Consider the following 19,934-nt stretch of genomic DNA (forward strand, 5'->3'; position numbering starts at 1 on the left):
TGCCCGCTGCCGGCGCGCGGCGCTGAAGAAGACTCCGGAACACCGATGCAGACCGTCCTGATCGTCGTCCACCTCATCATCGTGCTCGCGCTGATCGGCGTCGTGCTGCTCCAGCGCTCCGAGGGTGGCCTCGGGCTCGGCGGTGGCGGCGGTGGCGGCGTCGGCGGATTCATGACCGGCCGCGGTCAGGCCAACGCCCTGACGCGGGCCACCGCGATCCTGGCGGCCCTGTTCTTCACGACCAGCATGGTCCTCGCCATCCTGTCGCATCGCTCGGCGGCGCCCAAGTCGATCCTCGACACCGGCGCGCCGCAGACGTCCGGCCAGCCGGCCAAGCAGCCGACCGGTGCCGACAACCTGCTCGACACGCTGCGCCAGCAACAGGACCGGGCGCCCGCGAACGCTCCGGCCCAGCCGGCCCCGGCCCCCGCGCAGCCGGCGGTTCCGGAAGCGCCGCAGTCGCGCTGACGGCGCGCGCCGCGGGCGGCGCAGCGTCCGACCCTTGTCCCGACGGACCGGCGCTCGGCCGGTCCACGCCATGCGTCGCGCGATCCCCAGCCCATGCACCGGCCGGGGCCTCCGCCGTTTGGCAAATGCCAGCAGCTTCTTTATGGACCGAGGCCCATGACGCGGTACGTTTTCATCACCGGCGGCGTGGTTTCCTCTCTCGGCAAGGGCCTCGCCTCGGCGGCCCTGGCGGCGGTCCTTCAGGCCCGCGGCTACCGGGTCCGGATGCGCAAGCTCGACCCTTACCTCAACGTCGATCCGGGCACGATGAGCCCGACGCAGCACGGCGAGGTGTTCGTCACCGACGACGGCGCCGAGACCGACCTCGACCTCGGGCATTACGAGCGCTTCACCGGCGTCCCGGCGAGCCGGGCGGACAACATCACCACGGGCCGCATCTACCAGGACATCATCGCCAAGGAGCGGCGCGGCGACTACCTCGGCGCCACGATTCAGGTGATCCCGCACGTCACCAACGCGATCAAGGACTTCGTCCTCGACGGCAACGACAGCTTCGATTTCGTGCTGGTGGAGATCGGCGGCACGGTCGGCGACATCGAGGGCCTGCCGTTCTTCGAGGCGATCCGGCAGCTTGGCCAGGAACTGCCGCGGGGCACCTGCTGCTACGTCCACCTGACGCTGCTGCCCTACATCCCGTCCGCCGGCGAGCTGAAGACCAAGCCGACGCAGCACTCCGTGAAGGAGTTGCGCTCGATCGGCATCCAGCCCGACATCCTGCTCTGCCGCTGCGACCGGCCGATCCCGATGGACGAGCGGCGCAAGCTCGCGCTGTTCTGCAACGTCCGCCAGACCGCGGTGATCGAGGCGCTCGACGTGGCCTCGATCTACGAGGTGCCGCTCTCCTACCGGACCGCCGGCCTGGACCGCGAGGTGCTCGGCCATTTCGGCCTAGAGCACGGCGAGGAGCCGGATCTCGGCCGCTGGCAGACCATCGCGGAGCGCGTGCGCAATCCCGAGGGCGAGGTCTCGATCGCCATCGTGGGTAAGTACACGGGGCTGAAGGACGCCTACAAGTCGCTGACCGAGGCGCTGACCCACGGCGGCATCAGCCACCGGGTGAAGGTCAACCTCGAGTGGATCGAGGCCGAGGTGTTCGAGCGCGAGGATCCGGCGCCCTTCCTCGAGGGTCTCAACGGGATCCTGGTCCCGGGCGGCTTCGGCCAGCGCGGGGCCGAGGGCAAGATCCGCGCGGCCCGCTACGCCCGCGAGAAGCGCATCCCCTACCTCGGCATCTGCTTCGGCATGCAGATGGCGGTGATCGAGGCCGCCCGCTCGCTGGCCGGGATGCCGGAGGCGAATTCGACGGAGTTCGGCGAGACCGCCGAGCCGGTGGTCGGCCTGCTCACCGAGTGGCTGCGCGGCAACGAGCTGGAGCGGCGCGCCGCGGCCGGCGACCTCGGCGGCACGATGCGGCTCGGCGCCTACGAGGCGAAGCTCGACCCCGAGTCGAAGATCGCCCAGATCTACGGGTCCGAGCAGATCTCGGAGCGGCACCGCCACCGCTACGAGGTCAACATGGCCTATCGCGAGCGGCTGGAGGCCAAGGGCCTGCGCTTCTCCGGCGTCTCGCCCGACGGCCTGCTGCCCGAGACCGTGGAGCATGTCGGGCACCCGTGGTTCATCGGCGTGCAGTTCCACCCGGAGCTGAAGTCGCGCCCGTTCGAGCCGCACCCGCTGTTCAAGGGGTTCGTCGGCGCCGCGATCGAGCAGAGCCGCCTGGTCTGAGGCCGCGGCGGCGCGCCGCTGCTCGCGCGGCGCCCCGCGGCCCTATATCCTCGGTGCCGTGACCGAGATCCTCTTCTACCACATGCAGCGGCAGCCCCTGGAGAAGGTGCTGCCGAACCTCGTCGAGCGCTCGCTGGACCGCGGCTGGCAGGCCGCGATCCAGGCGGCCAGCGAGGAACGGCTGCAGGCGCTCGACGACCACCTCTGGACCTATTCCGACGAGAGCTTCCTGCCGCACGGCACCGACCGCGAGCCCGACGCCGCGAGTCAGCCGGTGGTGCTCACGCTCCGGGACGTGAATCCCAACACGGCCTCGATCCGCTTCCTCGTGGAGGGCGCCGACCTGCCGCCCGACGCCGGGCAGTACGAGCGGATCTGCATCCTGTTCGACGGGACCGATCAGGACGCCCTCCTGCGCGCCCGCGAGCAGTGGAAACAGGCCAAGGACGCCGGCCACGCGGTGGCCTACTGGCAGCAGGACGATACCGGACGCTGGAACAAGAAGGCTTGATGGTGCCCCTCCACGGACGTCTCGCGCGCGCCGCGCTCGCCCTCACCCTGGCTGTCGCCGCACCCGCCGGCACCCTGGCCCAGGACGCGCCGCATCCGCATCCCGCGGAGAGCAAGCCGGCGCCGCGCGGCCCGGAGGGGCGCCGCCTCCCGCCCGATTCGACGACGAGGCAGAGCGTCACGCTGCCGGACGGCCGGACCCTCGACTTCACCGCCACGGCCGGCAGCCTGCCCCTCGTCGACGAGGCGGGAAAGCTCCAGGCCGAGATCGCCTACGTCGCCTACACGATGGCGCCGCAGGCCGGCCGCGAGCGGCCCGTCACCTTCGCGGTCAACGGCGGCCCGGGCGCCGCGTCGGCCTATCTCAACATCGGGGCGATCGGGCCCTGGCGGCTGCCGGTCGGCGGCGACAGCATCAGCCCGTCGCAGCCGGTGACGCTGACGCCCAACGACGGGACGTGGCTGGGCTTCACCGACCTCGTCTTCATGGACCCCGTGGGCACCGGCTACAGCCGGGCCGCGGACGGGAACGGCAAGGCCTACTGGTCGATCGATTCGGACGCCTCGACCCTGGCGGCGACCATCGCCCGCTACCTGCGCGTCAACGACCGGATGGCGAGCCCGAAATTCTTCGTCGGCGAGAGCTACGGCGGATTCCGCGGCCCGCTGATCGCCGAGAAGCTCCAGGAGGAGATCGGCGTTGGCCTCTCCGGCATGGTGCTGCTCTCGCCGGTGCTCGATTTCGCGTGGCTGGAGACGCCGCGGGCCAACCCGTGGGGCTACGTGCTAAAGCTGCCCTCGCTGGCGGCCGGCGCCCTGGAGCGGGCCGGCACGGTGCCGACGCCCACCCTTCTCGGCGACGCGGAGGCGTACGCCACGGGTCCGTACCTGAGCGATCTGCTGAAGGGCCCGAGCGATACGGCCGCCGTCGCCCGGATGACCGAGAAGGTCGCGCCCCTGGTCGGCCTCGACCCAGCCCTGGTGCGCGCGCAGGCGGCGCGCCTCTCCACCCGCAGCGTCCAGCGCGAGATCGACCGCGCCGAGGGCCGCGTGACCAGCGCCTACGACACCGGCATCACCGGCTGGGACCCGAACCCGGACGCCGCCCAGTCGAGCTTCGAGGACCCCCAGCTCACGGCCCTCCAGGCGCCGCTGACCAGCGCGATGCTCGACCTCTACGCGCGCGCGCTGAAGTGGCCGGTGACCAACATGCGCTACGAGCTCCTGAACAACGCGGTCAATCGCGGCTGGAGCTGGGGCTCGGGCCGGCAGGCCCCGGAGGTCCTGTCGAACCTCAAGGGCGACCTCGCGCTCGACGGGCACCTGCGCGTCCTCGTGGCGCACGGCTACACCGACCTGGTGACGCCCTACTTCGCCTCGAAGCTCCTGCTCGCGCAGGTCCCCGCCTACGCGGCCGGACGCCTGAGCCTCGCGGTCTATCCGGGCGGGCACATGTTCTACACGCGCCCGGACTCGCGCGCCGCGTTCAGGGCGGACGTCGAGCGGATGTACACGGACGCCCTGAAGGTGCGCGACGCCGGCCCGACCCGTCCGGCCGGCGCCCCCGCCGAGCATCTCAGGACCGCGCCGTGACGCCCCCCGCCCGCCTGGCCGTTCACGCGTCGTCGAAGGCGAGGGCCTCGGCCGGGTAATCGACCATCGTCCGGCGCTGCGCGTCGGTATTCTGCCACTCCCCGACCTTCATGTAGCGGCCCTCGAGATCGCGGACCTCGACCACCTTCCCGATGGTGGGGATCGACTGGAAGCCCTGCGGCCAGTTCGACGCGAAATAGAAGACCTGCTCGACGTGGTCCGAGAGGTGGCAGATCCCCGGTCCGAAGGTTCCCAGCCCGAACACGAGGTAGCGGCCGTTCACCAGGGCCGCGACGTCGGAGATCAGCGACTCGCTCTGGATCTCCACCGGCAGGCCGCGTCGCGCCGCGTAGGCCTCCACCTCGGCGATGACCGGGTTCAGCCTGTTCTCGAAGACGAGCTTGACCGAGCGGATCCGGCCCTCGGCCAGCAGCCGGTCGATGACCATCCGGTAGAACGCGAGGGGCGGCTGCGGGTAGTGCGGATCGACCCAGGTGCTGAAGATGTCGCCCGAGCGGATGTGGATCAGGAGCTGGTCGTCGGGCTTGGCCGGGAAGGTCCTGGGCAGGCCGTTGAACAGCGGCCGGATCACGCTCTGCACGATCGCGCGCGAATCCGTCGGTCCCCGCAGCGCGGTCACGCGCTCGAACTGCGTCGGGTCGAAGTACAGACCCGACAGGAAGTAGCCGTCCGGCGGCAGCGGTTCGTCCGGCGGGATGAAGGTGATGCCGTCGCAGGTCAGCCGCTCGGTCAGGAAGATCACCTTGCTGCGGTCGACCTTGGGGACCTTGATGTATTTCAGGTTGAGCGCCTTCGCGACCGACACCGCGATGATGTACTGGACGAGGCAGTTGCCGAAGGCGCCGTTCTCGAACAGCGACAGGCCGACGAGGGCGCGGCTCGCGCGGTCGGGCGCCGAATGGAGATTGTAGGTGACGTAGACGTTGGCCCCGGGCTTCTCGTTCAGGAGCGTCACGTCGAGGCCGAGCATCGCCCGGAGGGCGATCAGGTCGACGGCGGCCTCTTCGGCGCGGACGGCAACGGGGACGATCCGGGCCGGCTCCGGCGCGGCGACCCGCACCGCGCGCGCCCAGGCCCGCTCGTCGGGGACGATGGCGGCCACGAGGGCGTCCGGGGTCGCGCTCCAGCCGGCGAGGTCCGGCTCGATCCACGTCGCGCCGTCCTGCGAGACCGCCACGGCGACGTCGCCGGGTTCCGGAGGGACCACCCCTCCCCCCGGTCGCAGGGCGACGGAGTGGATCGGGAAACGGCCGCCGAGATCGACTTCGAGCCACCTCGTACCCGCGTCCGATACGATCCGCGGGTCTCGGCCGGCCGCCAGATCGACGAGGACCGGGGTCGGATCGTCTGTCAGGGCCATCGGGTCTCCGGGAGCTTACCGCCCGCGCCGGGCGGGTGTCGGGTGCGGCGGTGCCTGCTCCGGGGCGCGGCCGTCAAGCCCGTCCGTGCCGCGGCGCGGCGCGGGAATCGGCCGCGATCCGGCGTCGCTCCGTTGTGTCCCGGCGGTCATGCGTCTACAACGACCGGGTGACGGTGCCCCGGCGACGGGGTGAAAAGGGAATGCGGTGAGGGGTCCGAGGCCCCGATTCCGCGGCTGCCCCCGCAACTGTGAGCGGCGAGCGCCCGCCAAGCGCCACCGGAGCGATCCGGGAAGGCGGCGGGCGCGCCGAGCCGCGAGCCAGGAGACCTGCCGTCACGACAGGATCCCGCAATGCCGCCGGTGGGGCGGCTGGAGACACTGCTGATGACGACCCAAACCCTCGCCCCCGTCGCCGCCGGCACCCGCGCGTCGGAGCGCCCGATCGCCGTCGCGCTCGCGGCCGTGCTGGGCCTCGGCCTGCTGTTCATGGCGGGCTTCTCGCCGGCGATCGCGCTCCACAACGCGGCGCACGATTTCCGACACACCCAGAACTTCCCCTGCCACTGACGTCCCCGGAACAGGGATGATCATCCGGCTCCTGTCGGCGGCCCTCGCCGCCGGCTTCTTCGCGGCTGCCGTCGTGACGGGCCTCGAACTCACGCTGACCTCGCCGCTGATCGTCGCGGCCGAGCGCTACGAGCAGCAGGAGGCGCCGCGTCAGGCCGCCGAGACGCTCCCGATCAGGGCGCTCCCGATCGTGCTGGCCCATGCCGGGCACGACCACGCCGCGCCCGACGCCGCGCCGGAATGGCAGCCCGGCCCCGGCCTGCCGCGGATGGCCTTCACCGGGCTCGCGACCCTCGTCGGCGGCGTCGGCTACGCGCTGCTGCTCGGCGCGGTGATGCTCGCCTGCGGCCGCGAACCCACGCCACAGGTCGGGCTCGCCTTCGCGGTGGCGGGCTTCGCCAGCGTCGCCCTCGCGCCGGGCCTCGGCCTGCCGCCGGAACTGCCCGGCAGCGCGGCGGCCCCGCTCGCGACACGCCAGGCGTGGTGGGTGATGACCGCCGCGGCGACCGGGATGGGGCTCTACCTGATCACGATCCGCCGCGCGCTGATCACCATCCTCGGGGGGCTCGTCCTGATCATCGCCCCGCACGCGGTCGGCGCCCCGCAGGCGCCGGAGGCCGCGTCGGAGCTTCCGGCCGCGCTGGCCGCGCAGTTCGCCGCGCGGTCGCTGGCCATCAGCTTCGTGTTCTGGATCCTGATCGGGCTGGGACTCGGCTGGGCGTGGCAGGCCTTCGCCCGCGGCGCGGATCGGGGAGCGGCCCGTGCCTGAGACCATTCTCTACGTCTGCACCACCTGCCGCCGCTCGGACGACGACCCGGACGGCCCCCGCGCCGGGGCCCGCCTGCTGGAGGCGCTCCGGGCGCGGAGCGGCGGCACGCCGGATCTGCGGGTCGAGGCGGTGGAGTGCCTGTCGGTCTGCAAGCGGCCCTGCACCGTGGCGGTCGCCGCGCCCGACCGCTGGACCTACGTCTACGGCGACATGGATCCGGCCGCCTCGGCCGAGATCATCCTCGGCGGGCTCGCGGCCTACGCGGCGACCCCGGACGGCATCGTGCCCTGGCGCGAGCGTCCGGAGGCGTTCCGCAAGGGCGTGATCGCCCGCATCCCCCCTTTCCCAGAACCCCGCCCGGTCCCCGCCGGCACCCTGGAGGCCGCGGAATGACCCTCGTGAACAAGATCCCCTGCACCATCGTCACCGGCTTCCTCGGGGCCGGCAAGACGACCCTCGTCCGCCACGTGGTCGAGAACGCCAAGGGGCGCCGCCTCGCCATCCTGGTGAACGAGTTCGGCGACATCGGCTTCGACAAGTCGTTCCTGGCGGCCTGCGGCGTCGAGGGCTGCACCGAGGACGCCATCGTCGAGCTGCCGAACGGCTGCATCTGCTGCACGGTCGCGGACGATTTCGTTCCCGCGCTGGAGACCCTGCTCGGCCGCGCCGAGCCGCCGGAGCACATCCTGATCGAGACCTCGGGTCTCGCGCTGCCGAAGCCGCTCGTCCAGGCGTTCCAGTGGCCGGCGATCCGCTCGCGGGTGACCGTCGACGGCGTGGTCGCCGTGGTCGACGGCCCGGCGGTGGCCTCGGGCGCCTTCGCAGAGGATCCGGAGGCCCTGGCGGCCCAGCGGGCCGCCGACCAGTCGGTCGACCACGACAATCCCCTGGAGGAGGTTTTCGAGGACCAGCTCCTCTGCGCCGACCTCGTGGTGGTCAACAAGGCCGACCTGATCGACGCCGCGACCCGGGCGCGGGTCCGCGCCGAGGTCGAGGGGCACCTGCCCCGCGCCGTGAAGGTCGTCGAGACCGAGAATGGCGCCATCGACCCGCGGGTGCTGCTCGGCCTCGGCGCGGCCGCCGAGGACGATCTCGACGCCCGCCCCTCGCATCACGGCGAGGGCGAGGACCACGACCACGACGATTTCGAGACGGTGGCGCTGCCGGTCCGCCCGGCGGTGACCGCGGGAGATCTCGCGGCCCGGGTCGAGGCGGCGGCCGAAGCCGCCGGCGTCCTGCGCATCAAGGGCTTCGCCGAGGTCGAGGGCAAGCCCATGCGCCTCGTGGTGCAGGGTGTCGGCCGGCGCGTCACCCATCATTTCGACCGCCCCTGGCGGGCCGGGGAAGCCCGCGACGGGACGCTGGTGGTGATCGGCCTGAAGGGCTTCGACAAGGACGCCGTCGCGGCGGCCCTCGCGGGATGAGGCCGGTCGCGCACGCCCGCCCGGACTCGCTCTAGGGGCCGCCGCGGTGCATCTCGTGCGCATCGATGCCGTGTCCCTCGACGAGGGCGAGGCGGCCGTGGATCTCGGGCAGGAGCCCGGCGACCTCGTGGTGCTGTCGTTCACCGACAGCGACCTCGCTTCGGTCGGGCAGGCCCACGCCGCGGAGCCCGGGCTGCCGAGCCTTCGGCTCGCGAAGCTCGCCAAGCTGCGGCATCCGCTCTCGGTCGACCTCTACGTCGAGCGGGTCGTGGCGCGCGCCAAGGTCGTGGTGATCCGCTGCCTGGGCGGGCTCGACTACTGGCGCTACGGGATCGAGCGTTGCGCCGAGGCCGCGCGGGCGCACGGCGTCGTGCTGGCGGTCCTGCCGGGCGACGACCGGCCGGATCCGCGCCTCGCGGCGTTCTCCACTGATCCCGACCTCGCCGGGCAGCTCGACGCCTATTTCCGCGCCGGCGGGCCCGACAACCTGCGGCGGATGCTGCGGAGCTTGGCGATCCGCCTCGGCGGCGACGGCCGGGTCGAGCCGCCGCAGCCGCTCCCGCGCGGCTTTCCGTGGTGCCCCGGCTGCGGGGTCCTGCCCCTCGAGACGGCCCTCGCCGCGGCCGGGACCGCGGTCCCGCTCGCCGGTGCGCGGATCGCCGCCGAGCCCGTCGCGCTCCTCCTGATCTACCGCTCCGCCGTGCTCGGCGGCGATACCGGCCCGTTCGCCGCCCTCGCCGCCGCCCTGCGGGCCCGCGGGATCGGCGTGCTGCCGATGGCGGTGTCCAGCCTGAAGGAGCCGCAGGCCGCCGCCGCGGTCGCCGCGGCCGTGCGCGCGCGCCGGCCCGACCTCGTGATCGCCGCCACCGCCTTCTCGGCCCGCGAGGACGAGACCGACTTCGTCCTCGACGCCGCCGACTGCCCGGTCCTCCAGGCCTTCACGGTGGGCTCGCCGCGCGCGGCCTGGGCGGCCTCCGCCCGCGGACTGGGCGCGGCCGATCTCGCCATGCAGGTCGCGCTGCCGGAATTCGACGGCCGGCTCTCGGGCTTCCCGATCTCGTTCAAGGAGGAGAGCGCCGAGATCGCCGGCTTCGCCGAGCGCCGCGCCGTGCCCTACGAGGCCGGCATCGCCGCGCTCGCCGACCGGGCCGCGGGATGGCTGCGGCTGGCCGCCCTGCCGCGCGCGGCGCGGCGCGTCGCCCTGGTCCTGTCCGACTATCCCGCCCGCGGCGGCCGGGCCGGGTTCGCGGTCGGCCTCGACACGCCCGCGAGCGCCCGCGCGATCAGCGCCGACCTCGCGGCCGCCGGCTACGCGGCGGGCGCGCTGCCGGAGGCGGGAGCGCTGATGGCGGCACTCACGGAGGGCGCGGCCCAGTTCCGGGTGCCGCTCGCGGCCTACGCGGCGTGGTGGCGCTCGCTCACCGAGGACGTCCGCGCCGCCGTCACCGCCAGCTGGGGCGAGGCCGAGGCGGACCCGGCCTGCGTCGACGGCGCCTTCCGCTTCCGGATCGTCCGGGACGGCAACCTCGCGGTCCTCCTCCAGCCCGACCGCGGCCGCGATCCCGATCGCAAGACCGGCTACCACGACCTCGAGCGGGCGCCGACCCACGCCTACCTGGCGTTCCATCTCGGCCTGCGGCAGGGTTTCGACGCCCTGGTGCAGCTCGGCACGCACGGCACCGCGGAGTGGCTGCCGGGCAAGGCCGTGGCCCTGTCGCCCGACTGCTTCCCGGCGCTCTGCGTGGGCGGGCTGCCGGTGATCTACCCGTTCATCGTCGACGACCCGGGCGAGGCCGCGCCGCTCAAGCGCCGTCTCGGCGGGGTCGCGCTCGGGCACCTGACGCCCGACACCGCCGTCCACGCGCTGACACCCGAGGCGGCCCGGCTCCGCGAGCTGGTGGAGGAGTATTCGGCGGCCAGCGTGCTCGACCCCCGCCGCGCCGACCTCATCGCCCGGGCCATCCTGGAGGAGGCCGGGGCGGCCGGTCTGCTGGACGGTGCCGGGATCGGCGCGGACACGCCGATGGACGAGGCGCTGACGCGGCTCGACGCGCATCTCTGCGATCTCGGCGAGACCGTGTTCCGCGACGGCCTGCACGTCTTCGCCCGCGCGCCGCACGGGGCTGCGGAGCCCGTCGCGGCGAGCGCGGACTCCGAGCGCGCCGGCCTTCTCGCCGCCCTCGACGGGCGGTTCGTCCGTCCGGGCCCCTCCGGCTCGCCGTCCCGCGGGCGGGCCGACGTGATCCCGACCGGGCGCAACCTCGCGACCCTCGACCCGCGGGCCATCCCGAGCCGCGCCGCCGCGCTCCTCGGCGAGAAGGCCGCCGCCGCCGTGGTGACCCGCTACCTTCAGGACGAGGGCGCCTATCCGGCCCGGATCGTCATGGATCTCTGGGCCTCGCCGACCCTGCGCACCGGCGGCGAGGACGTGGCCCACGCCCTCGCCCTGATGGGCGTGCGGCCGGTCTGGGACCACGCCAGCACCCGCGTCACCGGCTTCGAGATCCTGCCCCTCGCGATGCTGGACCGGCCGCGGATCGACGTCACCGTCCGGGTTTCCGGCGCGTTCCGCGACACCTTCCCCGACACGCTGGCGCTCCTCGACCGCGCCGCCCGCGCCGTGGCTGAGCGGGACGAGGCCGACGACGAGAATCCCCTGGCGGCGGCGCGGCGGCGGGGCGACGGCGCCGCGCGCGTCTACGGGGCCGCGCCCGGCCGCTACGGCGCCGGCACCGCCGCCACCGCCCTCGACGGCGCCTGGGAGGGCCGCGCCGACCTCGGCCGCGCCTATCTGGCCGCCAGCGGTCACGCCTACGGCGACCGCAACGGCCCGGACGCCGATTTCGCCGCCCGCGTCGCGGCGGCCGACGCCTATCTTCACGCCTTCGACGTGGCCGAGCGCGACCTGTTCGACGGCGACGCCGCGGTCGACGCGATGGGCGGTTTCGCGGCGGCCGCGGCCCTGGAGGGCGCGAATCCCGCGCTCTACAGCCTCGACGTGTCGGTGCCGGAGCGGCCGAAGGCGCGGACGGCCCGGGAGGACGCCGCCCGCCTGATTCGCGGGCGCCTCGCGGATCCCCGCTGGATCGCGGCCCAGCTGCGCCACGGCTACAGGGGGGCGCAGGAGCTCGCCCAGGGGCTCGACGCGGTCTTCGTCCTGGCCGCCGCGAGCGACGCGGTGACGGATGCCGGCTTCGAGGCGCTCTACGCGGCCTGGGTCGCCGATGCCGAGGTGTTCGAGCGCCTGCGCGCCGCCAATCCCGCCGCGGCCAGGGCGATCCTCGAACGGTTCGACGAGGCGCGGGATCGCGGCCTCTGGCACAGCCGTCGCAACGCCCTCCCGGCCGACGCCCTGATGCGCGAGGCCGCCGAGTGAGCGCCGCCCCGCATCGGCGCGTCCCGCCCGAGGCGCCCGCCCGCCGGGGCTGGTGCCCGGGCCTGGCCAAGCCCATGCCGACGGGCGACGGCCTGCTCGCGCGCGTGCACCCGCCGCTCGGAATCCTGACCCTGGATCAGGCCCGCGCGGTGGCGGACGGGGCGCGGCGCTTCGGGAACGGCCATCTGGATCTCACCGCGCGGGCCAATCTCCAGATCCGCGGGGTCTCCGAGGCGACGCGCGTTCCGCTCGCCGCCTGGCTCGCGGCCCGGGGCCTCGGCGACGCGCGCGCCGACGGCGGCCCCCAGCGCCTGACGCTCACGAGCCCGCTGGCGGGTCACGATCCGGACGAGACGATCGACGTGCCGGCCCTGGCCGCCGCCATCGAGGCTGCCGGGCTCGCGACACCCGGACTTCCGGCCAAGACCCTCGTCGTCGTCGAGGGCCGCCCCGGCCGGGCGGTGCCGGAGGCGGATCTCTGCGCCGTCGCCGAGGGGCCGGGCGTCGTCGCGATCGCGGTCGCGCGCGGTGAGACCTCGCGGACGCTCCTGACCTGCACGGAGGACGCGGCGCCTGGCCACGTGGCGGCCCTGCTCGGCGCCTTCGCGGGGACGGGCCGGCGCCGGATGCGCGACCTGGCGGACGACGAGCTGGCCGCGCTGACCGAGGCTCTTCGCTCGGGCAGGCCGGCGCCCCCGATCGGACCGGCTTACACGCGCCGCGGCTTCGCACCGGAACGGGAGCCGGCACGTCCGGCGCGCGGATCGGATCTCCGGGGCGTCGCCATCGACGCGCCGTTCGGGCGCTGCACCGCCGATGCCCTCGACCGGGTCGCCGCCGCGGCGACGGCGGTCGGCACGGACGCGATCCGCCTCTCCCCCACGCGCGGCTTCGTGCTGCTGGTGCCGGCCACCGCCTTCGACGCGGCGGCGGCCGCGACGGCGGCGCTCGCGTCGGAGTTCATCGTCGTCCCGGACGATCCGCGGCGCGCGATCGCGGCCTGCACGGGGGCTCCGGGCTGCGCCTCCGGATCGACCCCCACGCTGACGGACGCGGCGCGCCTCGCGGCGGCGTTCGGCCCGCTGGCGGGCGCGGGCCGCGCCGCGCACGTCTCGGGCTGCGCCAAGGGCTGCGCGCGGCCGGGCCCGGCCGACCTGACCCTCGTCGGCCGGGACGGGCGCTACGGCGTGGTGATCGGGGGGGCGCCCGGCGATGAGCCGGCGATGGATCTCCCTATCGAGGCCGTGCTGGAGCGGCTAGGAAGGGCCGAGATCGACGGGCTTTCCGCCGCCTTCGCGCCGGAGATCACCCCTTCGGCATGCGGGAGGACCAGGAGACCGGCATGAGCGCGAGCCAGAACGCCCTGCGCCAGACAGGATCGGAGCCGGCCGCGGCCCACGAGTCCCCGTCCCGCTACGACTACATCCGCGACGGCGGCGCGATCTACGCGCGCTCCTTCGCGATGATCCGCGCCGAGGCGGATCTCGGGCGTTGGTCGGGCGCCGCCGAGCGCGTCGTCGTGCGCATGATCCACGCCTGCGGCATGACCGACCTGCCGACCGACGTGGAGATGGCGCCCGATTTCGCCGAGGCCGGGGTCGCGGCTCTGAAGGCCGGCGCGCCGATCCTGTGCGACGTCCGCATGGTCGCCGACGGCGTCACCCGGGCTCGCCTGCCCGCCGACAACAGGGTGATCTGCACGCTCGGTGACCCGCGCGTGCCCGATCTCGCCAAGAGCCTCGGCACGACCCGCTCCGCGGCCGCCATGGAGCTGTGGCGGGAGCATCTCCCGGGCAGCGTCGTGGCGGTGGGCAACGCCCCGACCGCCCTGTTCCGCCTTTTGGAACTGCTCGATGCCGGCGTGGCGCCGCCCGCCGCGGTGATCGGCATCCCGGTGGGCTTCGTCGGCGCGGCGGAGTCGAAGGAGGCCCTGGCGCGGGACGGCCGCGTGCCGTTCGTGGTCGTGCACGGGCGGCGCGGCGGCAGCGCCATGACGGCCGCGGCGGTCAACGCGCTCGCCAGCGAGGTCGAGTGATGGACGGTTTCGAACGCCTCGACGGCCCGACCGAGGAAATCCCCGCGGCCGCCGTGACGGGCACGCTCTACGGCGTCGGGATGGGCCCGGGCGATCCGGAGCTGCTGACCGTGAAGGCGCAGCGCATCCTGATGCGCGCGCCGGTGCTGGTGCATTTCTGCAAGCGCGGCCGGCGCGGCAACGCCCGCACGATCGCGGACGCGATCCTGCGCGATCCCGCCCGCGAGATGGCCCTCGCCTATCCCTACACGACCGAGATCCACCCCGAGCACCCGGACTACGTGGCGGCGCTGGCCGGCTTCTACGACGACGCGGCCGGGCAGCTCGCCGATCACCTGGGTGCCGGGCGGGACGTCGCGATCCTGTCGGAGGGCGACCCCTTCTTCTACGGCTCGTTCATGCACCTGTGGCGGCGCCTGAAGGACCGCTTCCCCGTGGAGGTCGTTCCGGGCGTCACCGGCATGTCGGGCTGCTGGACCCGGGCCGGCACGCCGATCACCTGGGGCGACGACGTCCTCACCGTCCTGCCGGCGACCCTGTCGCTCGACGCGCTGACCGAGCGCCTGCGCGGCACGGACGCGGCCGTGGTGATGAAGCTCGGGCGCCACCTTCCGAAGGTGCGGGCCGCCCTGTCGGCCGCCGGGCTGCTCGCGCGCGCGGTCTACGTGGAGCGCGGAACGATGGCGGGCGAGCGGGTCGTGATGCTGGCCGACAAGGCCGACGACGACGCGCCCTACTTCTCGATGGTGCTCCTGCCCGGAGAGGGCCGCCGGCCGTGAGCGGGAGCCTCACCGTCGTCGGCCTCGGGCCGGGCGACGCGGCCCTGCTGACCGAGTCGGCCCGCCGGGCGCTGGACGCGGCGGAGGACGTCGTCGGCTACTTCCCCTACGTGGCCCGCGTGCCCGAGCGCCCCGGCCTCGTCCGGCACGCCAGCGACAACCGGGTGGAGGTCGACCGGGCGCGCCACGCGCTGCAGCTCGCAGCGTCCGGGCGCCGGGTCGCGGTCGTCTCCGGCGGCGATCCCGGCGTCTTCGCCATGGCGGCGGCGGTGTTCGAGGCGGTCGAGTACGGCGAGCCCGGCTGGCGCGACCTCGCCATCACGGTGGAGCCCGGCATCACCGCGATGCTCGCCGCCGCGGCCCGGCTCGGCGCGCCGCTCGGCGGGGATTTCTGCGCGCTCTCGCTCTCGGACAACCTGAAGCCCTGGCCGGTGGTGACCGCGCGGCTGGAGGCGGTGCTGCGCGCGGATTTCGTGGTCGCGCTCTACAACCCGATCTCCACCGCCCGGCCCTGGCAGCTCGGGGCGGCGCTGGAGATCGCGGCCGGGATCCGGGCGCCCGACACGCCCGTCATGTTCGCCCGCGCCGTCAGCCGGCCGGACGAGGCGATCCGGGTCGCGACCCTCGCGGAGGCGCCCGCGGTGGCGGCCGACATGGCCACGATGGTGATCCTGGGCGCCTCGACGACGCGGCTGATCCCGCGCGCCGGCCGGGCGCCGTTCGTCTACACCGCCCGCAAGGTCGAGGGACCGGCGTGATCGCTTGCGTCCAGCCAGCGGCGCGCGTCCGCTTCGTCCGCGACGCGGGGCACGTCGGGCTTGGCCGGCCGGCGCACCATCACGACCGGGAGGCCGAGGCTCCGCGCCGCCGCGATCTTGCCGTAGGTCGCCGCGCCGCCGGCGTTCTTGCTGACCACGATCTCGATCCGGTTCGCCCGCATCAGGGCCGCCTCGGACGCGGCGTCGAAGGGCCCGCGCGCCTCCAGGGCGGTGAGATGCGGCACCGGCAGGATCCCGGCCAGCGGCTCGACCGTCCGGGCCAGATAGCTGTGCTGGGGCGCCGCCGCGAAGGCCCCGGCCTCCTGCCGACCGATCGTCAGGAACACGCGCCGGGGTTCCGCGCCGAGGGCGGCGACCGCCTCCGCCATCCCGTCGACCTCGATCCAGTCGTCGCCGCGCTCGCGGCTCCAGGCGGGCCGGCGGATCGCGAGGAGCGGCACCCCCGTCAGGGCCGCCGCGCGCGCGGCGTTGGTCGACATCTGCGCGGCGAACGGGTGGGTCGCGTCGATCAGGCGGGTGATCGCCTCGGTCCGCAGGTAGCGGGCGAGACCCTCGGCGCCGCCGAACCCGCCGATCCGGGTCGGCACCGGCTCGGGCTTCGGCGCCGCGGTCCGGCCTGCCAGCGAGAGCGTCACGGCGCGATCCGCCCGGCCGGCGAGCGACCGGACCAGGGCGCTCGCCTCGCCGGTCCCGCCGAGGATCAGGACCCGCAGCGTGCCGGCGGTGGAGGGCGGCGTGTTCATGGGCGTCTTGTCCATGAGCGCTGATCGCCTGTCGAGCGTCCCGTGGCTGTCGATCGTCGGGATCGGCGAGGACGGGCGGGCCGGGCTGACGCCGTCCGCCGCCGCCGCGCTCGGCGCCGCTCGAGTGGTCTATGGCGGCCGGCGCCACCTCGCCCTCGCGGGGCCGCTCGACGCGGAGACGCGGCCCTGGCCGAGCCCGATCCACGAGGCCTATCCGGAGATCGTCGCGCGGCGCGGCCGGCCGACCTGCATCCTCGCCACGGGCGACCCGTTCCATTACGGCATCGGCGCCGAAATCGCCCGGCTGGTGCCGGCGGACGAGATCCGCGCCTTCCCGCAGCCGTCCGCCTTCAGCCTCGCCTGCGCCCGGCTCGGCTGGCCGCTCGCCGAGTGCGCGCTGGTCACGCTTCACGGTCGGGCGCTGACACGGATCGTCCCGCATATCCAGCCGGGGGCGCGGCTGCTCGTCCTGTCGTGGGACGGCACGACGCCCGGCGCGCTCGCCGCCCTGCTGCGCGACCGCGGCTTCGGCGCGTCGACGCTGACGGTGCTGGAGGCGATGGGCGGCCCGCGCGAGCGCGTCCGCACGGCCCGCGCCGACGCGTTCGACGGCGCCGGCGTCGACCCGCTGAACACCGTCGCGCTCGCGGTGGCGGGTGCCGGCCGCGCCCTGCCCCTCGCGCCGGGCCTCGACGACGACCTGTTCGAGAATGACGGACAGCTCACCAAGGCCGAGATCCGGGCTTTGACCCTCTCGGCCCTGCGCCCGCATCCGGGACAGCATCTCTGGGATGTCGGTGCGGGCGCCGGCTCGATCGCGATCGAGTGGATGCTGCGCCACGCGACCCTGCGCGCCACGGCGATCGAGGGGAGACCGGACCGCGCCGAGCGGATCCGGCGCAACGCCGCCGCGCTCGGCGCGCCGGACCTCGCCGTCATCACCGGCACGGCCCCCGGCGCGCTCGCCGGCCTGCCCGCGCCGGACGCGGTGTTCATCGGCGGCGGGGTCTCGGAGCCCGGAATCCTGCCGACGGCGCTGGCGGCGCTGCGGAGCGGCGGTCGCTGCGTGGCCAACGCCGTGACCCTCGAGGGCGAGGCCGCGCTGCTCGCCGCCTTCGCGGCGCACGGCGGAACGCTGCGCCGCTACGGCGTGGAGCGGGCGAGCCCGGTCGGGGGGATGCACGGCTGGCGCCCCGCCATGCCGGTGACCCAGTGGGCCTGGACCAAGCCGTGACCGGAGCCCTGGTCGCCGGCATCGGCTTCCGCCGGGAAACCGATGCTGAGGAAATCGCGGGACTGATCGAGCGCGCCCTCGCCCTGGCCGGAGCCGCGCGCTCGAGCCTCGCGGCCGTGGCCACCGCGGCCGATCGGGCCTCGGACCCGGCGATCCGCGCGGCGGCGGCCCGGTTCGGCCTGGCACCGCATCCCGTCCCCGCCGCCGCGCTGGAGGCGCGCGACGCCGAGATCGTCACCCGCTCGGCGCGGATCGAGCACCTGCGTGGCGTCGGCTCGCTCGCCGAGGCGGCGGCCCTCGCCGGGGCGGGGGACAGGAGCCGGCTCGCCCTGCCCCGAATCGCGAGCCGCGGCGCCACTTGCGCCCTGGCCGTCCGATACGACACGACACGGGAACCATGACCGTCCATTTCATCGGCGCCGGCCCCGGCGCGGCCGACCTGATCACGGTGCGCGGGCGCGACCGCATCGCGGCCTGCCCGGTCTGCCTCTACGCCGGGTCGCTCGTCGCCCCCGAGATCCTGAGCTGGTGCCCCCCCGGCGCCCGGATCGTCGACACGGCCCCCCTCGACCTCGACGCCATCGTGGCGGAGATCCGGACGGCGCACGCGGCCGGCCAGGACGTGGCGCGCCTGCATTCCGGCGACCTGTCGATCTGGAGCGCCCTGGCCGAGCAGATGCGCCGGCTCGACGCGCTCGCCATTCCCTACACGGTGACGCCCGGCGTCCCCGCCTTCGCGGCCGCGGCCGCGCTGCTGCGCCGGGAACTGACCGTCCCGGGCGTGGCGCAGAGCGTGGTCCTGACCCGCACCTCCGGTCGGGCGAGCGCCATGCCCGAGCGGGAGACCCTCGCGGCCTACGCGGCCACCGGCGCGACCCTGGCGATCCACCTGTCGATCCACGTGGTCGAGGCGGTCGCCGCCGAGTTGATCCCCTTCTACGGCCCGTCCTGCCCGGCGGCGGCGGTGTTCCGGGCGTCCTGGCCGGACGAGCGGGCCCTCGTCGGCGATCTCGCCGGGCTGCCCGGGCTGGTCGCGGCGGCCGGCCTGGAGCGCACAGCCCTGATCCTGGTCGGACCGGCGCTCGGCGCCGCGGATTTTCGCGAGAGCGCGCTCTACGCGCCCGACTACGACCGGCGCTACCGACCCGGCGGCACGGTGGGGAGCCGCTCGTGAGCGCCCCCGGCCTCCTCGTCGCGGCGCCGCGCTCCAGTTCCGGCAAGACGACCGTCACCCTCGCGCTGATGCGCGCCCTCACCCGGCGCGGCCTGCGGGTGCGCGGCGCGAAGTGCGGTCCCGACTACATCGATCCGGCCTTTCACCAGGCCGCGACCGGCCATCCGAGCTTCAACCTCGACAGCTTCGCGATGGCGCCACCCCTCCTCGACGCCCTGGCGGGCGCGACGGCGGCGGCCGATCTGGTGATCGCCGAGGGGTCGATGGGCCTGTTCGACGGTGTCCGGGCGGCCGAGAACCGCACCGGGGCGAACGCCGATATCGCCGCGCGCTACGGCTGGCCGGTGCTGCTCGTGGTGGACGTGTCGGGTGCGGCCCAGTCGGCCGCCGCCGTGGCGCTCGGCTGCTCCCTCTACGATCCCCGCATCCGGATCGCCGGCGTGATCCTCAACAAGGTGGCGAGCGCCCGGCACCGGCGCCTCGTGGAGGCCGGCATGGAGCGTGCCGGGCTGCCGGTGCTCGGCGCGCTGATGCGCGACGCGCAGCTGGTCCTGCCCGAACGCCACCTGGGGCTCGTGCAGGCCGGCGAGACCGCGGATCTCGCCGCCCGTCTGGACCGGCTCGCCGACCTCGCCGAGGCCGGCATCGACCTCGACGCCGTCACGGCCTGCGCGGGCGGCGCCGTGCCGGCCTCCGGCGGCCAGCTGCCCCGGCCGCCCGGGCAGCGCGTGGCGGTCGCCCGGGACGCGGCGTTCAGCTTCCTCTACCCGCATCTCGAGACCGGCTGGCGGATGGCCGGCGCCGAGCTCGTGCCGTTCTCGCCCTTGGCCGACGAGGGACCGCCCGAGGAGTGCGACGTCTGCTGGCTGCCGGGCGGCTATCCGGAACTGCACGCGGGCCCGATCGCCGGCGCGACCCGCTTCCTGGACGGGCTGCGCCGCTTCGCGCGGACCCGGCCCGTCCACGGCGAGTGCGGTGGCTACATGGTCCTCGGGCAGACGCTCCAGGATGCCGACGGCGCCACCCATCCCATGGCGGGCCTGCTGCCGGTCGCGACCTCGTATCACCGGCGCAAGCTGCATCTCGGCTACCGCGTCGCGCGGCTGTGCGGGTCCGGCGTGCTCGGCGGCGCGGGCACGCGCCTCGTCGGACACGAGTTCCACTATGCCAGCGAACTGTCGCCGATCGCGCCGGAGGCAGCGGCGCTCGCCCGCGTGACGGATGCCGAAGGTGTCGATCTGGGACTGGCCGGGCACCGGGTCGGACCCGTCACCGGCAGCTTCTTCCACCTGATCGCGACCGATCCGCCGTGACGC

The 19,934-nt window shown here is 74.7% G+C and carries 19 protein-coding genes and 1 riboswitch; of the genes, 17 read left to right on the forward strand and 2 right to left on the reverse strand.

The features are described from left to right. The first annotated feature begins 45 nt into the window (after nt 1–45). The 4 genes from secG (at nt 46) to J3A75_RS21030 (ending at nt 4,356) form a co-directional block, all read left to right on the forward strand. Nucleotides 46–468 (forward strand): preprotein translocase subunit SecG, encoded by a 423-nt coding sequence (gene secG / locus J3A75_RS21015; protein ID WP_012320053.1) that lies wholly within the window; start codon nt 46–48, stop codon nt 466–468. A gap of 156 nt (nt 469–624) precedes the next feature. Next, nucleotides 625–2,253 carry a CTP synthase gene (locus J3A75_RS21020; RefSeq protein WP_012320054.1) on the forward strand — a complete coding sequence of 543 codons (1,629 nt, stop codon included), beginning with the start codon at nt 625–627 and terminating at the stop codon, nt 2,251–2,253. 58 nt (nt 2,254–2,311) lie between these two features. After that, the gene (locus tag J3A75_RS21025; RefSeq protein ID WP_012320055.1) at nt 2,312–2,764 is read left to right on the forward strand and encodes a DNA polymerase III subunit chi; all 453 of its coding nucleotides are present in this window, start codon (nt 2,312–2,314) and stop codon (nt 2,762–2,764) included. Next, a complete protein-coding gene (locus J3A75_RS21030) occupies nt 2,764–4,356 on the forward strand; it encodes a S10 family peptidase (protein ID WP_070999841.1) in 1,593 nt (530 codons plus the stop codon). The genes J3A75_RS21025 and J3A75_RS21030 overlap by 1 nt, the downstream gene beginning before the upstream one ends. Nucleotides 4,357–4,378: 22 nt before the next feature. On the opposite strand, the gene J3A75_RS21035 is transcribed toward J3A75_RS21030, so the two are convergent. Then, entirely contained in the window at nt 4,379–5,737 is a 1,359-nt protein-coding gene (locus J3A75_RS21035; RefSeq protein WP_012320057.1) for a hypothetical protein, read from the reverse strand. 154 nt (nt 5,738–5,891) lie between these two features. Continuing rightward, a riboswitch (cobalamin riboswitch) is annotated at nt 5,892–6,087 on the forward strand. Between the two features lie 34 nt (nt 6,088–6,121). Here J3A75_RS21035 and J3A75_RS21040 point away from each other — a divergent pair. The 9 genes from J3A75_RS21040 to cobJ are packed head-to-tail and all read left to right on the forward strand — an operon-like array spanning nt 6,122 to nt 15,446. Then, nucleotides 6,122–6,304 carry a CbtB domain-containing protein gene (locus J3A75_RS21040; protein WP_024829520.1) on the forward strand — a complete coding sequence of 61 codons (183 nt, stop codon included), beginning with the start codon at nt 6,122–6,124 and terminating at the stop codon, nt 6,302–6,304. 16 nt (nt 6,305–6,320) lie between these two features. Further along, a complete protein-coding gene (locus J3A75_RS21045; protein ID WP_012320059.1) occupies nt 6,321–7,073 on the forward strand; it encodes a CbtA family protein in 753 nt (250 codons plus the stop codon). Next, complete coding sequence (locus tag J3A75_RS21050; protein WP_012320060.1) at nt 7,066–7,467, forward strand: DUF1636 domain-containing protein; 402 nt, start codon at nt 7,066–7,068, stop codon at nt 7,465–7,467. The genes J3A75_RS21045 and J3A75_RS21050 overlap by 8 nt, the downstream gene beginning before the upstream one ends. Continuing rightward, a complete protein-coding gene (gene cobW / locus J3A75_RS21055) occupies nt 7,464–8,498 on the forward strand; it encodes a cobalamin biosynthesis protein CobW (protein ID WP_012320061.1) in 1,035 nt (344 codons plus the stop codon). The genes J3A75_RS21050 and cobW overlap by 4 nt, the downstream gene beginning before the upstream one ends. 46 nt (nt 8,499–8,544) lie before the next feature. Continuing rightward, nucleotides 8,545–11,874 (forward strand): cobaltochelatase subunit CobN, encoded by a 3,330-nt coding sequence (cobN, locus tag J3A75_RS21060; RefSeq protein ID WP_209650718.1) that lies wholly within the window; start codon nt 8,545–8,547, stop codon nt 11,872–11,874. Beyond that, nucleotides 11,871–13,220 (forward strand): precorrin-3B synthase, encoded by a 1,350-nt coding sequence (gene cobG, locus J3A75_RS21065; protein WP_070999843.1) that lies wholly within the window; start codon nt 11,871–11,873, stop codon nt 13,218–13,220. The genes cobN and cobG overlap by 4 nt, the downstream gene beginning before the upstream one ends. Then, nucleotides 13,217–13,909, forward strand: coding sequence for a precorrin-8X methylmutase (locus J3A75_RS21070; protein WP_012320064.1), 693 nt, complete (start codon nt 13,217–13,219; stop codon nt 13,907–13,909). The genes cobG and J3A75_RS21070 overlap by 4 nt, the downstream gene beginning before the upstream one ends. Further along, the gene (locus J3A75_RS21075) at nt 13,909–14,688 is read left to right on the forward strand and encodes a precorrin-2 C(20)-methyltransferase (RefSeq protein WP_012320065.1); all 780 of its coding nucleotides are present in this window, start codon (nt 13,909–13,911) and stop codon (nt 14,686–14,688) included. The genes J3A75_RS21070 and J3A75_RS21075 overlap by 1 nt, the downstream gene beginning before the upstream one ends. Then, nucleotides 14,685–15,446, forward strand: coding sequence for a precorrin-3B C(17)-methyltransferase (gene cobJ / locus J3A75_RS21080; RefSeq protein WP_024829515.1), 762 nt, complete (start codon nt 14,685–14,687; stop codon nt 15,444–15,446). Before J3A75_RS21075 ends, cobJ begins: the two co-directional genes overlap by 4 nt. Here the strand turns inward: cobJ and J3A75_RS21085 are convergent. Next, on the reverse strand, nt 15,413–16,225 hold the full coding sequence (locus J3A75_RS21085) for a cobalt-precorrin-6A reductase (RefSeq protein WP_058606745.1): 813 nt from the start codon (nt 16,223–16,225) through the stop codon (nt 15,413–15,415). The genes cobJ and J3A75_RS21085 overlap by 34 nt on opposite strands. On the opposite strand from J3A75_RS21085, the gene cbiE reads away from it, so the two are divergent. The 4 genes from cbiE to J3A75_RS21105 are packed head-to-tail and all read left to right on the forward strand — an operon-like array spanning nt 16,224 to nt 19,931. Beyond that, nucleotides 16,224–17,444: a precorrin-6y C5,15-methyltransferase (decarboxylating) subunit CbiE gene (cbiE, locus tag J3A75_RS21090; protein ID WP_070999844.1), complete on the forward strand. Its 1,221-nt coding sequence runs from the start codon at nt 16,224–16,226 to the stop codon at nt 17,442–17,444. The genes J3A75_RS21085 and cbiE overlap by 2 nt on opposite strands. Next, nucleotides 17,423–17,845, forward strand: coding sequence for a cobalamin biosynthesis protein (locus tag J3A75_RS21095; protein WP_024829512.1), 423 nt, complete (start codon nt 17,423–17,425; stop codon nt 17,843–17,845). Before cbiE ends, J3A75_RS21095 begins: the two co-directional genes overlap by 22 nt. Continuing rightward, a complete protein-coding gene (gene cobM / locus J3A75_RS21100; protein WP_012320070.1) occupies nt 17,842–18,618 on the forward strand; it encodes a precorrin-4 C(11)-methyltransferase in 777 nt (258 codons plus the stop codon). Before J3A75_RS21095 ends, cobM begins: the two co-directional genes overlap by 4 nt. Then, nucleotides 18,615–19,931, forward strand: a complete 1,317-nt coding sequence (locus tag J3A75_RS21105) for a cobyrinate a,c-diamide synthase (protein WP_070999845.1) — start codon at nt 18,615–18,617, stop codon at nt 19,929–19,931. Before cobM ends, J3A75_RS21105 begins: the two co-directional genes overlap by 4 nt. Nucleotides 19,932–19,934: the final 3 nt, after the last annotated feature.

Source organism: Methylobacterium sp. PvP105 (assembly GCF_017876975.1).
Lineage (GTDB): Bacteria > Pseudomonadota > Alphaproteobacteria > Rhizobiales > Beijerinckiaceae > Methylobacterium > Methylobacterium radiotolerans.